Genomic DNA, 13,637 nt, shown 5'->3' on the forward strand with positions numbered 1-13,637 from the left:
GTCAGCCTCCTTGGCGGGGATCGAAGACATCGCGCAGACCGTCGCCGAGCAGGTTGAACGCAAGACTCACCAGCAAAATAGCGATACCGGGAATGGTCGCAACCCACCATGCATCGAGCAGCACGCCGCGCCCCGAGGCCACCATGAAACCCCATTCAGGACTCGGCGGTTGTGCGCCGAGCCCAAGAAAACCCAGCCCCGCAACCGTCAGGATGATGCCGGCCATGTCGAGCGTCGCGCGCACGATCACCGACGACGAACACATCGGGACGATATAACGCAGCAAGATCCTCATCGACGATGCCCCTTGCAAGCGCGCCACGTGGATGAAATCAGCCTGCACCAGCCGCAGCGTCTCGGCACGTGCGAGCCTTGCATACGGCGGCCACGCTGTAATCGAGATCGCGATCACCGCATTGATCACGCCTGGCCCAAGCGCCGCGGCGAACGCGAGCGCCAGCACGATCTTCGGAAACGCGAGCGCGATATCGGTCAGGCGCATCAGGACGGTATCGACGAAACCGCCGCAAAAACCCGCTGTCGTGCCGATCAGCAAACCCACCGGCACGACCAGCACCACGACCAGGATCGCGATACTTAACGTCAGCCGCGAACCAATCACAAGCCGCGCGAGAATGTCGCGGCCGAGCTGATCGGTGCCGAACCAGTGCGACGGAGAACCGGGAGGCAAGAGCCGGTCGCTTAGTACTTGCCGCAAGGGATCCTGCAGCGGCAGCAACGGGCCGATAGCGGCGAACACGATCAGCAGCAGCAGGATCACCAGCCCGAATACGCTCAGCGGATTGCTGGCGAAACGGCGCCAGCGCCGGTACGCCAGCCCCAACGCGGCTTGCCTGCGCGACGCGGGCGTGTCCGTAAGAAGCCACGCATGACACTCTTTGCGCGAGGACTTCATTGCGTTAGCGGAGTTGTCGGTGGATGGAAGCACGTCATGAACCTTTGACAGTCATCGGGCACGCGGATCGAACACGCGATACAGCGCGTCCGTCAGCAGGTTGAGCGTGATGAACGTGGCGCCGATCACGAGCGTGCTGCCGAGCACCGCGTTCATGTCCGCGTTGAGCAACGCGCCCGTGAGATAGGAACCGATGCCCGGCCACGCGAACACAATTTCCGTCAGGACGGAGCCTTCCAGCAGATAGCTATAAGCGAGCGCAATCACAGTCAGGAGCGGCACGGCGATATTGCCGAACGCGTGACGCCAGATCACGCGACGTTCGCTCAGGCCCATCGCGCGCGCGGTCACGATGTATTCCTGACTCAATTGCTCAAGCATGAACGATCGCGTCATGCGGCTTAAGTAGGCGATGGAATAGAACGCGAGAATGGCCGCGGGCAACACAATATGCGAAAGCGCATTCTTGAACACGTCCCACTCGCCGGCCAGAATGGAATCGACCAGCAGACTGCCTGTGCGGGTATCGACCAGACCGTCGTACAGCGGGTCGATGCGCCCCGGCCCCGATACCCAATGCAACTTGGCATAGAACAGCAGCAGGCCCATCAGCGCGAGCCAGAACACCGGCAGCGAGCTTCCCGCCAGCCCGATGAATCGCGCGACGTGATCGACCCAGCGGTTATGACGAACAGCCGCTGCCACGCCGAGCGGCACGCCGATCACGATGCCAATGAACGTAGACAGTGTGGCGAGTTCTAGCGTAGCCGGAAAGACACGTTTGATGTCGTCTATCACCGGGTTCGACGTCAGCAGCGACATGCCCAGATCGCCATGCAGCACGTCGCGCACGTAGATCATGAATTGCACGATCAACGGCTTGTCGAGCCCGAGCGCCACACGCGCCGCTGCATATGCCTGCGCCGACGCACGCTCGCCGAGCATCGCGAGTAACGGATCGATCGGGATTTTTCGCCCGATGAAAAACGTCACCCCGAGCAACCCGATGAACGTCACGGCGAGCATCAGCAGCCAGCGCACGAGCAGCCACGTCCGACGCACGCCGGCGTGACGGGCGAGCACGCCTTGCAGGCGCTGAAACGCGGTGAGTTGTGCGGCCACGCCTACTGTTTCTTCAGGTCACGGTACGACACGAGGTCGAAGATCGGCCCGACTTCCAGACCGGTCACGCCCGGTCGCACCGCAACCTGCGAGACCTTCTGGAACATGATCACAAACGGCGAGTTCGCGAGAAACTCTTTCTGCATCGCTTCATAGCGTTGCGCGCGCTTCGTCGTCGACGATTCCTCCAGCGCCGCCTGAGTCTCTTTCGTCAATTGCGGAATGTCCCACGAATTACGCCACGCAAGCATCTTGAAGCTCGATTTGTCGGAGTTATCCGGATTCCAGGCAAAGCCCTGCGCGTTGCTGTGCGGATCGATGTAATCCGCCGACCACTCACCAATATAGATGTCATGCTGACGCGCGCGATACTTGCCGAGGGTCTGTTTATTGTCGCTGGATATCAGTTCGACCTTGATGCCGCCAAGCGCCAGATTCGCCTGCACAGCCTGCGCGATTTCGCCGTACGGCGAGTCGTTACGCACGTCCATCTTCACCGTGAAGCCGTTCGGCACGCCCGCTTTTGCCAGCAGCGCTTTCGCCTTCACTACGTCCTGGCGATACGGATTCGTGTTCAGCGCACCGAGGAAACCTTCGGGCAGGAACGTCTCGTGAACCTTGTACGTGGTCCGCACAATGTTGTGCTGGATGCCGTTGTAGTCGATCAGCCATTTCATGGCTTCCTGCACATCGGGCTTCGCGAGATTCGGGTTCTTGTTGTTTAGCCCGAGATACATCAGCGTGGCTTGCGGCACCGAGGTCACGCGAATCGTGCCCTTCTTCGTCAGCGTATCCAGGTCGTCGGGGCTCAGGTCACGCGCGACATCGATATCGCCATTTTCGATCATCAACCGCTGGCTCGACGCTTCCGGCACATGCCGCATCACGATGCGTTTCATGGCCAGCTGCATCCGATAACCATCGAAACGCTGCAGCACGATGCTGTCATTCGCGGTCCACTTCACGAGCTTGTATGCGCCCGACCCCGCCTCGTTCGTCTTCAGCCACTCGTTGCCGAAATCGTTACCCTTCGCATGCGATTCGAGCAGTTTCCTGTCGAGCACGGAAGCGGGCCATGAGCCCAGCACGTTCAGCACGAAGGTGGGAGCGTACTTCTGGTCGGTCGTGATCGAGACTGTGCTGTCATCGATTTTTTTCACGTTCTGCAACGCGTTTTCCTTTGTCAGTCCGATGCCTGCGAGCACGGCCGCCGCGCCCTTATCGAGTAACGCGGTGCGCTGGATCGACCACGCGACGTCGTCGGCGGTTAGCGGGTTGCCCGAGTGGAACTTGAGGCCGGTGCGAATCTTGAAGGTGAACGTGAGACCGTCTGCACTCACTGCCCACGACTGCGCAACGTCGCCGTTGAAGCGAGCTGGATCTTTCAGGTCGACGCGAATCAGGCGATCATAGGTATTCGCAACGTATTCCTGCGGCACCAGTTCGTAGATCTCGCCCGGGTCGAGCGTGGTGAATTCGTCGAGCAAGGTTGCCATCACCAGCATGTCCTTCGGCGTGGCCGCTTCCGCGATGCGCGTGCCGGCAAGCATCAGTACCGACACTGCGGCAATGGCTGCCAGCGCGTTGCACAATACCCCGTTGAATACCCTTTTCATACTCGCTCCGTGAGAGATAGTGATTGTTAGATATTCTGCGCGCACCAGCGGCTACATGAGCCGCAACGGGCCGCTGTCGGTGTTGTCGATTACTTCGAGTGCTCGCGAGCCGGGCAATTCGTAATGCCACCACTCGCTGGGAATATGGGTGAACCCTGCGCCATGCATCACGCCAAGCAGCAGCGTCCGGTTGCGCTGGATATGCTCCGGCAGACCCGGATGGAAGTGTTCCGAGGCGATCGACATCTCGTCGAAACCGGTGCCCATATCGAGGTCCTGACCGTTTGCATCGACCAGTGTCAGGTCGATCGCCGTACCGCGGCTATGGTTTGATCCGCGCTTCAAGTCGGCGATGTAGGTCGGGTCGGGAAGGAAGTCCCATAGCACCTGCTGGGCTTGCGGCGGACGGTAAGCGTCGAATATCTTGAGCGTCATGCCAATGTTGGCCGCCAGCTCGACAGCTTTCTTCAGGGCGGCTTCGGCAGGGGCCAGGAGCAGGCAATGCGCCGTCTTGTAGATCGGCTTGCCTGTCAGGTTGCGATCGGTTGCGTAGACCAGGTCGATCGCGACGCGGTGCGTTTCAGGGGTGATTCTCAGCAGACGGTGATCGGGCATCGGCGGCGTTGGTTTCAAAGCTCACGGGTTCGTGCGGTGCCGTTATTGTTTATCAAAACGAGGAGTTTGGGGGTGAATGTGGCGGACATACCTCACTCTGTGGATAAAGGTCATATTCGCACAGGGCGTTGGAGGGGTCGCGCTCAAGGCGTAGTCAACGCACCTGACTCTGCGCCGACGGTCGCACCGGTGGGAATCTCAGGCCCCGTCAGCGATCATCGAACCTCAATTAAACCTCGCCAAAAATCGGGCGTTTGGGTTCGAAAGGAGGATGGTGAAGATACTCGCGGTACGGCAGGCGCCGCCCGATTGTGGGGATACTAAGCGCTACCGGACAAGAACCGGCAGCAATCGAAAGCGGTTCGATGCACACCCGTCGAACCGCTTTCGAAGCGTAGACAGATTACTGCGCCATCGCGCCCGAAGCCGGATGGTCCATCTTCTTCATCTTGTCGTCCTTCTTCATCGCGTCCTTTTTCATCGCGTCTTTCGACATCGAATCTTTCGACATGGCATCCTTGGACATGGTGTCCTTTGCCATCGAATCGTGGGCCATGGCATCGCTAGCCTGAGCGTATGCCATTGAACCACCCAGGGCCAGCGTTGCTGCGAGTGCTGCAGTGATGAACAGTTTCATATCAACCTCTTCTTGGAGTAAAAGTATCCGGTCCTGCCGGGGTGAATCGAAGTACCTGACGCCGCGATGTTGCTCGGTCATTCGTGCCGTCAGGAACCTCCGAACCAGTTGTAGCCCTGATCGACCCAATAGCCGCCAGGGAATTTGTTGGTGACGAAAATCTCCATGATGTGCTTCGGATTCTTATATCCCAGTTTAGTAGGCATCCTTAGTTTCATCGGATAACCGTACTTGGGCGGCAATTGCTGGCCATCGAAAGTGAACGTCAGCAGCGTCTGCGAATGCAAGGCTGTGGGCATGTCGATGCTTTCGTAGTAGTCGTCAGCGCATCTGAAACCGACATACTTCGCCGACGTATCCGCCCCCACCTGCTTCAGGAACTCCGAGAATGGCGTGCCGCCCCAGCGTCCGATCGCACTCCATCCTTCCACGCAGATGTGCCGCGTGATCTGCTCCGCTTTCGGCAACGCGTATAGCTCGGGCAAGCTCCACGTTTTTGTGTTCTGCACCAGCCCGCTTACTTTCAGGCGAAAGTCGGAGCCATCGACTATGGGAACGTCGTCGATTCCATAGAACGCGTTGAACGGAAATGGCCGCGTGATCTGCGCTTCGGTATAGGTCGGCGCCAGACGGTTCGGATCGAAGAGCCAGCCTTGCACGGTATCGTTCAGACGCGAGACACGGCTCAGGAACGTCTCGACGGATTTATCGTCAGATAGACTGCAGCCGCTCAGCATCGCGAGGCCGCCGAGCGTGACAATGCGCTTGCCGAACAGGCGGCGGGACGGCATGTCCAGTTCACGGCGAACGTCGATGATCAGCGACTCGCGGTCTACGCTCACGCGGTTTGGCTTCACGGGTTTCATGATCGAGATTCCTCGAGTCTTTAAGTAATCGGCTGACTCAGCGGCCACGAATCATCGTGAGCAACGAGCGCGGCACCAGTGACACCATCACCAGGTGCACGACAATGAATGCCGCCAGCAACGCCATGGCCGAGAAGTGCACAACGCGCGCAAAGTCATAACCGCCCATCAGTTCGCGCAGCAACGGAAACTGCACCGACTTCCAGATTGCAAGGCCGGACAGGATGAGCACGGTGATATCAAGCATCACGAACAAATACGCAAACTTCTGCACGGCGTTGTATTTGCTCGGATCGGCATGCGATAAATGTCCCTTAAGCGCTTCGCCCAGGTCATGCAGAATTGCGCGCGGCGACAGCGGAAAAAACTTGTGCCTGATGCGGCCCGTGACAACGTTCATCGCGAGATAGAAAATCCCGTTGAAGAACAGCAGCCACATGGCAGCGAAGTGCCATTGCAACGCGCCACCCAGCCATCCCCCAAGCGTGATGCCCGGCGGAATCACAAAACCCTTGAATACCGGCGACGCGTCGTAGATCCGCCATCCCGACAACATCATCAGGATTGCCGCGAGTGCGTTCAGCCAATGCGAGATGCGTACCCACGCAGGCTGGATCGTCCGTACGGGACTCACACTGCCCGCTTCATGTGTTGCGTTCATCTGGACCTCCACGACTTGCTTTCGTCTTGCGCAACGATCTGTTTTGAACCGCTCCTTCATCGTCTGCATGAAGTCTTCAAGAGAGCGTTGTTTGTGGTTAGTTGCCAGGTAATTCGTCGGATTTATCTGGCGGGTTACATCGTCGAATGAAATTTTTGTTGGCGCGAAATCGGTCATGCAGTGCGCGTATGTGAGTTAGTTCGTCGAAGAAGGCCAACGGGTTACAGCGGAAGATTTTTTGTCGCCGACAACCCGTCGCAGCGAGCACACGACTTAAAAGAAGGGTCGACTAGGCGATGAAGAGCTATGCCAGGGCGGCCGCTCTGTTATCCGGCAAAGGACCGGTCATCGAGCAATACAAGCACGGGACGCAGGAGTCCCTCCAGCAACGCGGGTTCCGGCCGGGAGCGCGCCAGGACGCGAATACCAAGCAGGACCGCCAGCAGCAGCCGCGCGAAATCTTCAGCCGGCTGCACGGTCGAGATCTCGCCCGATTGCTGACCTGCCGCCACGCAGCGGCGAAAATAGGCTTCGAGCTTCACCAGCACATCCGCCACGACCTGCTGGAACTCGGGATCGTGAGGCGCCACTTCCATCGCCGAATTGACCAGCATGCAGCCCTTGCGATCCTCGTCGGTGAGCGACCGGTGCACGATCTCGTGGAAGAACGCCTTGATCGATTGAAGCGGTGAGAGCTCACCTTCGCAACGCCGGATACGATCGTCGACGCTATGCGATACATAGTGAGCCAGCGCCTTTCCAAATAGCCCCCGCTTGTCGCCGAATGCGTTGTAGAGGCTCGCGCCCGTGATGCCCATGCTCTGCGCCAGTTCACGAACCGATGTGGCTTCGTACCCGTGGTTCCAGAAACACAGGACCGCAGCGTCGAGCACTGCGGCTTCGTCGAACTCTCTTGGCCGTGGCATGCGATCCTTCACTCCCTTGACCGAGGCAATATTGCCATTCCGGTTTCGTTCGGATATTCTAAATCGATCGATCTAGAATGCAAATAATCGAGGTCATCAGGCAATAAAGCCTCTGTCTTCGCGTGAACCTTACAAATTTATTGCGTGCCGGACTCGCCGATTGGCGGCGCCGAAAACGGTCTCATCGAACTCACACTCAAGGACGACATGATCCGTTTCTACTTTCATCCAACGCCGAATCCCGCCAAGGTCGCGCTCTTTCTCGAAGAGAGCGGACTGGAATACGAAGTGTGCCCCGTCGACACCAGCAAGGGCGAGCAGCATCTGCCGGCATTCAGGAGCATTAACCCGAACGGCAAGGTGCCTGCCATCGTCGATACCGACGGTCCCGGCGGATCCGAAGCACGGGTGTTCGACTCCAGCGCCATCCTGCTGTATCTCGCCGACAAAACGCAGCGCTTTGCCGGCACACCTGCGGACCGGCCCGAGTTGTTGTCGTGGCTGTTCTTCATCAGCTCGGGACTCGGCCCCTTTTCGGGCCAGGCGGTGCACTTTCAGCATGCCGCACCGGAAAAAATCCCTTACGCGATCAACCGATACCGGCGGGAAATCGAGCGGCACTATCGTGTGCTTGACGAGCACTTGTCCAAGCGCGAGTACATCGTCGGAGACAGTTATTCGATTGTCGATATGTCCGCCTGGGGATGGCTCGAACGCGCGCCGCGCGTATTGGCCAGCGAGGAGCCGCTTGCCGCATTGCCGAATCTGCGCCGTTTCTTCGATGCCATCAGTGCACGACCGGCGGTGGAACGGGCACGCGCGGTGGGACGCGACTTTACGTTCAAGCGAGAGATCGACGAAGCGGCACGGCGGGCACTGTTCCCATCGAACTATCCCGAGACCGCGCGTTAAGCGCGCCAGGCGGCTATTTCGACCCAACGCGCAATCGACAGCAGCAAGCCGATCCGGCACAATCCGCGCACCTCGCCGTCGGCCGCCGATTCTGCGGCTTACGTTGCGCGGCTTTAGCTGCGCTAACGCGGTCGTCCGCACGGCAGCTAAAACCGATCCTGACATTAAAATCGCGGTAATCTCCGGCCCAGAATCTGGAGCGACGAGCCGCGCGCTGCATGATCCCGCGTTGCTCGGATCGTGAAATACCAGCAGTAGTATTGCCGCCACGAACCGTGTTCGTCCCCCGGCGCTGGGAACGTCGACATCCATCGACGCGCCCGTCGCAATTTATTTGAAGCGCGCTGTAACCCGATTCCGCGATGAAGCGAATAATACAAAGTGGTTCTGTGCCTGGCGTCGAAGAACGGCTGAGGGCGTTGTTCATACGCGGCCTGAATGGCGACGCCGTCGCCTATCGGGCGTTCCTCGACGACTTGACCGGACACCTGCGCGGTTTCCTGCGAAAGCGCATTTATTACCTGCAGGACGATATCGAAGATGTCGTGCAGGAAATCTTGCTGGCCGTGCATAACAGCCGCCACACCTATCGTCCGGACGAGCCGCTGACTGCCTGGGTACATGCAATCGCGCGATATAAACTGATGGATTTTTTCCGCGCGAGATCGCGGCGTGAAGCATTGAACGATCCGCTGGACGACACGCTCGAGATCTTCGCGACCTCGGATGAAGAACCCGCCGATGCAAAACGCGATGTCGGCAAGCTGCTCGAACAGTTGCCCGACCGCCACCGGTTGCCGATCCTTCACGTGAAGCTGCAAGGGCTCTCCGTGACCGAAACCGCGGCGCTGACGGGTATGTCGGAGTCGGCTGTTAAAGTGGGCATCCACCGTGGATTGAAGGCGCTGGCAGCAAAGATTCGAGGCACCGCATGAAAACCGAGGACCTGATTTCGCTTTTATCGACTGGCGTGGCGCCCGTCGACTCCCGCGCTCCCGCGCGCCGCTTCGCGCGTGCGATCGTACTGGGCGGGCTGGGCGCGCTTGTGCTGATGGCGGTGATTTTCGGCTTACGGCCGGACATCGCCGTGATGTCGCGCACGCCCATCTTCTGGGCCAAGTTCGCTTTCCCGACAACGCTCGCCGCGACCGCATTGTTCCTGGCGGCGAGGTTGTCGCGGCCTGGGACAACCATTGGCAAGTGCTGGGCAATGCCCGCGGTGCCCGTGCTCGTAGTGTGGAGCGCGGCGGTGGCCGTCTTGTGTCTCGCCTCCCCCGACGCCCGCATGCCGCTCGTCATGGGCTACACGTGGCGTACCTGTCCGTTCAATATCCTGTTGCTGTCTGTGCCCGCGTTTGTCGCCGTGTTCTGGGCAATCCGTGGACTCGCACCGACCCGGCTACGGCTCGCCGGTGCAGCGGGCGGCATGCTTGCGGGGACCATCGCGACGATGGCCTATTGCTTCCATTGCCCGGAGATGAGCGTCGCGTTCTGGGCCGTCTGGTACATGCTCGGGATGACTCTTGCCACGCTGATTGGCGCGTTGCTCGGACCACGATTCCTGCGCTGGTAAGCGGAACAAATCATAAAAATTATCACGCGGGCGTAACCCGGCCGCTGCCGGAAACGAATAGAAATCATGCGCTAGCGCATGACGCTGCTTGGCACGTAGGACGTAGGACGGGCAGCGCCGTCGTTTCCAATCAGCGGAGTGGTCATGAAAACCAGCGAGTTCGTTTCGATGCTTGCCACCGGCATCGTGCCGACCCATCCGCATGTCATCGCGCGACGCTTCGCAACAGCACTATTCTTCGGATTGACGGGCGCTACCTGCATGGTGGTCGCCATCTACGGCGTTCGCGGCGACATGCCGCAAATGCTGACAACCCCCCTCTTCTGGTTAAAGGTTGCGTTCCCGCTTGCTGTCGTAGGCGCGTCGCTTTTCATCGCGATGCGTCTTTCACGCCCCGGGGCCGACACAGCAATGGCCTGGGTAGCGCTCGCCATTCCGCTCGTGCTGATCTGGCTGACAGCCCTTGCTGTCATCGTCGCGGCTCCGCCGACGTTGCGGCTTCAGCTCGTGCTCGGTAAAACCTGGCAAGTCTGCACGATGAATATCGTGATTCTGTCGGCGCCTACGTTCATCGCCGTGTTCTGGGCCATGAAGGGGCTCGCGCCGACGCGGCCGGTCATTGCAGGCGCAGCGGCGGGCCTGTTGAGCGGCGCGCAAGCGGTACTGGTCTATACGCTCTACTGCGTAGAGATGACCGTGCCGTTCTGGGGCGTGTGGTACGTGCTAGGCATGTTGGTGCCTACGGTCCTCGGCGGTTTGCTCGGCCCCAGGGTGCTGCGGTGGTGATCGACTCGCGATGCCGACTCGTGACGCCGACTCGTAATGCCGATCAAGCTGACGCTTTAGCAGCTGACGCTTTAGCGGCTCCGTGTCCCGGTATCCAGCCGGTCCACGCGCACCGGCGGCACGAACCACGCAAGGCAAAGCCCCACGATCGCCGCTGCGGCAGCAAGTCCGAGTCCCACATGAATCGATTCGATCAACGCACCGCGTGCAGACTGCATCATCGCGTCGCCGGCATGACCCGCCATGATCAGACGGGCGATGAGCGCTGCCTGTTCCGCACGATCGATCAGCAATTCAGGGCTCGCGAATGACTTGAACCACTGCGTTGCCTGATACGTATCCAGCGACCGGTGCACACCGCTCGTATAGAGGCGGCCGAGCAAGGCGCCGGTCATCGCCGTGCCGAGCATACCGCCGAACATGCGCAGAGATTGAAGCAAGGCCGTCGCCGCGCCGAGATGATCGCGGGCAACAAGCTGCTGCGAAAAGAGCGTGAGGTTCGACACCACCAGACCGAGCCCGACACCACTGAAGCCCATGCACGCCATCCACACAAGATGAGGCACGGTCCCCGTGATCGCGACGAGACAAAGCGCCGCGCACGCGAACAGCGCGAAGCCGATATACATCACCCCGTTCGCACGCCTGATGCGCGTGACGATCCGGTTATTCACGACGCTGCCCACGGTGGTGCCGAGCAGCAGCGGCGTAATCAGCATGCCCGAGTCATGCGGCGACATCGCGAAGCCGCCTTGAAACAGCAAGGGCACATAGAAGACCAGCGAGAAGAGCGAGAAACCGCCGAGTACGGCCATCGCAAACAGGGCGATGAGCTTTCGATCCATCAGCATGTCGACGGGAACGATCGGGTAAGCCATGCGTTTTTCCCAGAACAACAGCACCGCAAAGCCGGCCACCGTAAGCGCGCCGAGCACAAGCGTGTTTCGCGTGATGCCATCGGCGGGAGCCGACTCGATGAATAGTTGCAGCACGCCGAATGTCGAAGCCAGCACGATCGCCCCGAGCCAGTCCAGTTTCACCGGGAGGGCCGAGCGCGGCCGTCGAAGGTGCGGCAGGAAAGCGCGCACGAACAGCAACGAGACGATGCCCACCGGTAGATTGACGAAAAACACCAGCCGCCAGCCGCCGTATTGGGTCAGCATGCCACCAAGCGTCGGGCCGACGATATTCGCCAACGCAAACGCCGAGCTGACGAAGACGAGCCAGCGCAGACGGAGCTTCGGGTCGGGGAAAAGATCAGCGACGGTGGCGAACATCGTGCCCACCAGGATGCCGCCGCCGATCCCCTGTAGGCCGCGCGCGATCACGAGGAACAACATGTTGGAGGCCAAGCCGCACAGGACCGACGCGACCGTAAACAGCGCGATCGCGGCCATCAGAAACGGCTTGCGACCGAACAAATCGCCTAAGCGCCCGAAGATCGGAATCGTGATGACCGACGTGAGCATGTATGACGTGGCGACCCATGCGTAGAGATCGAATCCCTTGAGATCGGCGACGATCCGCGGTAACGCGGTCCCCACAATCGTCTGATCGAGAGCGACCAGCATCGCGACGAACGATACGCCAAGCATCGCCAGCACCGACTCGCGGAATGGCAGCAACTGCCCGGCTTCATTGGGTGCAGCGATATCCGGGGTCATGGCGTTCTCCTGATGCTGTCGGGAACTGCGGCGGTATGTACGGTGGTTCTGGCGGCTTAGGCAGTGCAGTTGTGCACGAGGCAAGTTCTGCCGCCTGGTCAAACTAATACGCGGCAGCACGAGCATTGGATGCTCGTCCCTCGAATGCGGTCACGATGATGTCGGTAGTTCGGTTCATCGCCCCGTGTGGTTACACGCGAGGCAATCATGAGTGCATTCTCCGCGCGCTTGCGCGGCGCGCATAGGGCTTGGGCTGCCCTCTCTTATTCAGACAGGGTGATATGCGTTTTATGCGAGTGTTCCGTTCGGATCAGATCGTCTAGTCGAACCATCAGGAACACACGCAGGGAATTGCACGCTCGCTGTAACCCGTTCCTGCGGATCATCGAAATAACTTTCAGGTTAGGTGACTTCTTAATCGGGCATTCGCTGGCCTGATTCAAACCGCAGACGATAGCGAACAGGACCACGTTCGTACGGCGTCTTTCTTTTCACCTTCGGAGTCCGTTATGCGAGCTTCATCGATTCTGTCTCTTGCTGCGATTCTTGCCGCGATTCTCGTCTCCTTTTCCGCCGCGACTGCCAGCGCCGCTTCCGCCAACGCATGCAGCGCGTCCAGCCCTGAGCATCGTGCCGCGCTCGTCGAACTCTATACAAGCGAGGGCTGCAACAGTTGCCCGCCTGCGGATAACTGGCTGAGCGAACTCGATCATGCACGCAAGACAAGCACCATCGTGCCACTGGCGCTGCATGTGGACTACTGGGATAGCTGGGCGTGGAAGGATCGCTTCGCGCAACCCGCATTCACCACGAGGCAGCAGCAACTGACCTTCACCGGTGGCGGGCACGTCGTCTACACGCCAGAAATATTCGTAGGCGGCCGCGAGTTGCGCAGCTGGTCAAATGGCGCGAGCTTCGAGTCGCGGATTCAGCAATTGAATAGCGAAGCACCGCTCGCCGATATCCGTATCGATGGACATCCTTCCGCGCCCGGCCATGTCGCATTCAACGCTGCATTCGTGGCTCGCAAGGACCTTCCCGACGATGCGGTCGCATATGCCGCCGTGTATGAAAACCAGCTCGTCAGCGCGGTGAAAGGCGGAGAAAACAGCGGTGCGACGCTGCATCACGACCGCGTGGTGCGTCGCTGGATCGGACCCGTGCGGATTGTCGACGGGCGCGCGTTAATCTCCGGCGACTACGCGTCGGAGGATAAGCACGCCGGCGTGGTGGCGTTCGTCGAACGCGGAGCGACGGGCGAAGTGCTGCAAGTGGCGGAGCTGCCATCGTGCGGCAGTTGAAGCCCCTGGCTTAGCAACGCCAAAGCCTGTTCCGTGCCTTGA

At 59.9% G+C, this 13,637-nt stretch carries 14 protein-coding genes; 5 read left to right on the forward strand and 9 right to left on the reverse strand.

Annotation, left to right across the window (positions count from 1 at the left end):
* Position 1 precedes the first annotated feature (1 nt).
* From M0D69_RS18865 to M0D69_RS18900, 8 genes are all read right to left on the reverse strand, one after another.
* A complete protein-coding gene (locus M0D69_RS18865) occupies positions 2-916 on the reverse strand; it encodes an ABC transporter permease (RefSeq protein ID WP_301783469.1) in 915 nt (304 codons plus the stop codon).
* Between the two features lie 51 nt (positions 917-967).
* Positions 968-2,038 (reverse strand): ABC transporter permease, encoded by a 1,071-nt coding sequence (locus M0D69_RS18870; RefSeq protein ID WP_301783470.1) that lies wholly within the window; start codon positions 2,036-2,038, stop codon positions 968-970.
* 2 nt (positions 2,039-2,040) lie between these two features.
* Positions 2,041-3,588 (reverse strand): ABC transporter substrate-binding protein, encoded by a 1,548-nt coding sequence (locus M0D69_RS18875; RefSeq protein WP_301783539.1) that lies wholly within the window; start codon positions 3,586-3,588, stop codon positions 2,041-2,043.
* A 117-nt stretch (positions 3,589-3,705) separates the two neighbouring features.
* A complete protein-coding gene (gene ddpX, locus M0D69_RS18880; RefSeq protein WP_301783471.1) occupies positions 3,706-4,269 on the reverse strand; it encodes a D-alanyl-D-alanine dipeptidase in 564 nt (187 codons plus the stop codon).
* A 403-nt stretch (positions 4,270-4,672) separates the two neighbouring features.
* A complete protein-coding gene (locus M0D69_RS18885) occupies positions 4,673-4,906 on the reverse strand; it encodes a pentapeptide MXKDX repeat protein (protein ID WP_301783540.1) in 234 nt (77 codons plus the stop codon).
* Positions 4,907-4,995: 89 nt separating this feature from the next.
* On the reverse strand, positions 4,996-5,772 hold the full coding sequence (locus M0D69_RS18890) for a molybdopterin-dependent oxidoreductase (protein ID WP_301783472.1): 777 nt from the start codon (positions 5,770-5,772) through the stop codon (positions 4,996-4,998).
* A 37-nt stretch (positions 5,773-5,809) separates the two neighbouring features.
* Entirely contained in the window at positions 5,810-6,433 is a 624-nt protein-coding gene (locus tag M0D69_RS18895) for a cytochrome b/b6 domain-containing protein (RefSeq protein ID WP_301783473.1), read from the reverse strand.
* Positions 6,434-6,759: 326 nt separating this feature from the next.
* The gene (locus M0D69_RS18900; RefSeq protein WP_301783474.1) at positions 6,760-7,359 is read right to left on the reverse strand and encodes a TetR/AcrR family transcriptional regulator; all 600 of its coding nucleotides are present in this window, start codon (positions 7,357-7,359) and stop codon (positions 6,760-6,762) included.
* Between the two features lie 207 nt (positions 7,360-7,566).
* Here M0D69_RS18900 and M0D69_RS18905 point away from each other — a divergent pair, with 207 nt between their 5' ends.
* From M0D69_RS18905 to M0D69_RS18920, 4 genes are all read left to right on the forward strand, one after another.
* Positions 7,567-8,271 (forward strand): glutathione S-transferase family protein, encoded by a 705-nt coding sequence (locus tag M0D69_RS18905; RefSeq protein ID WP_301783541.1) that lies wholly within the window; start codon positions 7,567-7,569, stop codon positions 8,269-8,271.
* A 362-nt stretch (positions 8,272-8,633) separates the two neighbouring features.
* Entirely contained in the window at positions 8,634-9,206 is a 573-nt protein-coding gene (locus tag M0D69_RS18910) for a sigma-70 family RNA polymerase sigma factor (RefSeq protein WP_301783475.1), read from the forward strand.
* On the forward strand, positions 9,203-9,844 hold the full coding sequence (locus tag M0D69_RS18915; RefSeq protein WP_301783476.1) for a DUF1109 domain-containing protein: 642 nt from the start codon (positions 9,203-9,205) through the stop codon (positions 9,842-9,844). Before M0D69_RS18910 ends, M0D69_RS18915 begins: the two co-directional genes overlap by 4 nt.
* A 144-nt stretch (positions 9,845-9,988) precedes the next feature.
* Positions 9,989-10,630, forward strand: a complete 642-nt coding sequence (locus tag M0D69_RS18920) for a DUF1109 domain-containing protein (protein ID WP_301783477.1) — start codon at positions 9,989-9,991, stop codon at positions 10,628-10,630.
* 71 nt (positions 10,631-10,701) lie between these two features.
* On the opposite strand, the gene M0D69_RS18925 is transcribed toward M0D69_RS18920, so the two are convergent.
* A complete protein-coding gene (locus M0D69_RS18925) occupies positions 10,702-12,294 on the reverse strand; it encodes an MFS transporter (protein ID WP_301783478.1) in 1,593 nt (530 codons plus the stop codon).
* A gap of 509 nt (positions 12,295-12,803) precedes the next feature.
* Between M0D69_RS18925 and M0D69_RS18930 the strand changes: the two genes are divergently transcribed.
* Positions 12,804-13,595: a DUF1223 domain-containing protein gene (locus tag M0D69_RS18930; RefSeq protein WP_301783479.1), complete on the forward strand. Its 792-nt coding sequence runs from the start codon at positions 12,804-12,806 to the stop codon at positions 13,593-13,595.
* The last annotated feature ends 42 nt before the right edge of the window (positions 13,596-13,637 follow it).

Source organism: Caballeronia sp. SEWSISQ10-4 2, assembly GCF_030464885.1.
Lineage (GTDB): Bacteria > Pseudomonadota > Gammaproteobacteria > Burkholderiales > Burkholderiaceae > Caballeronia.

Excerpts from the sequence above, each read along its gene's own strand:
- M0D69_RS18865 (WP_301783469.1), bottom strand. The coding sequence starts at position 916 with ATGAAGTCCTCGCGCAAAGAGTGTCATGCGTGGCTTCTTACGGACACG.
- M0D69_RS18875 (WP_301783539.1), bottom strand. The coding sequence starts at position 3,588 with ATGCTTGCCGGCACGCGCATCGCGGAAGCGGCCACGCCGAAGGACATG.
- ddpX (WP_301783471.1), bottom strand. The coding sequence starts at position 4,269 with ATGCCCGATCACCGTCTGCTGAGAATCACCCCTGAAACGCACCGCGTC.
- M0D69_RS18885 (WP_301783540.1), bottom strand. The coding sequence starts at position 4,906 with ATGAAACTGTTCATCACTGCAGCACTCGCAGCAACGCTGGCCCTGGGT.
- M0D69_RS18890 (WP_301783472.1), bottom strand. The coding sequence starts at position 5,772 with ATGAAACCCGTGAAGCCAAACCGCGTGAGCGTAGACCGCGAGTCGCTG.
- M0D69_RS18895 (WP_301783473.1), bottom strand. The coding sequence starts at position 6,433 with ATGAACGCAACACATGAAGCGGGCAGTGTGAGTCCCGTACGGACGATC.
- M0D69_RS18900 (WP_301783474.1), bottom strand. The coding sequence starts at position 7,359 with ATGCCACGGCCAAGAGAGTTCGACGAAGCCGCAGTGCTCGACGCTGCG.
- M0D69_RS18905 (WP_301783541.1), top strand. The coding sequence starts at position 7,567 with ATGATCCGTTTCTACTTTCATCCAACGCCGAATCCCGCCAAGGTCGCG.
- M0D69_RS18910 (WP_301783475.1), top strand. The coding sequence starts at position 8,634 with ATGAAGCGAATAATACAAAGTGGTTCTGTGCCTGGCGTCGAAGAACGG.
- M0D69_RS18915 (WP_301783476.1), top strand. The coding sequence starts at position 9,203 with ATGAAAACCGAGGACCTGATTTCGCTTTTATCGACTGGCGTGGCGCCC.
- M0D69_RS18920 (WP_301783477.1), top strand. The coding sequence starts at position 9,989 with ATGAAAACCAGCGAGTTCGTTTCGATGCTTGCCACCGGCATCGTGCCG.
- M0D69_RS18925 (WP_301783478.1), bottom strand. The coding sequence starts at position 12,294 with ATGACCCCGGATATCGCTGCACCCAATGAAGCCGGGCAGTTGCTGCCA.
- M0D69_RS18930 (WP_301783479.1), top strand. The coding sequence starts at position 12,804 with ATGCGAGCTTCATCGATTCTGTCTCTTGCTGCGATTCTTGCCGCGATT.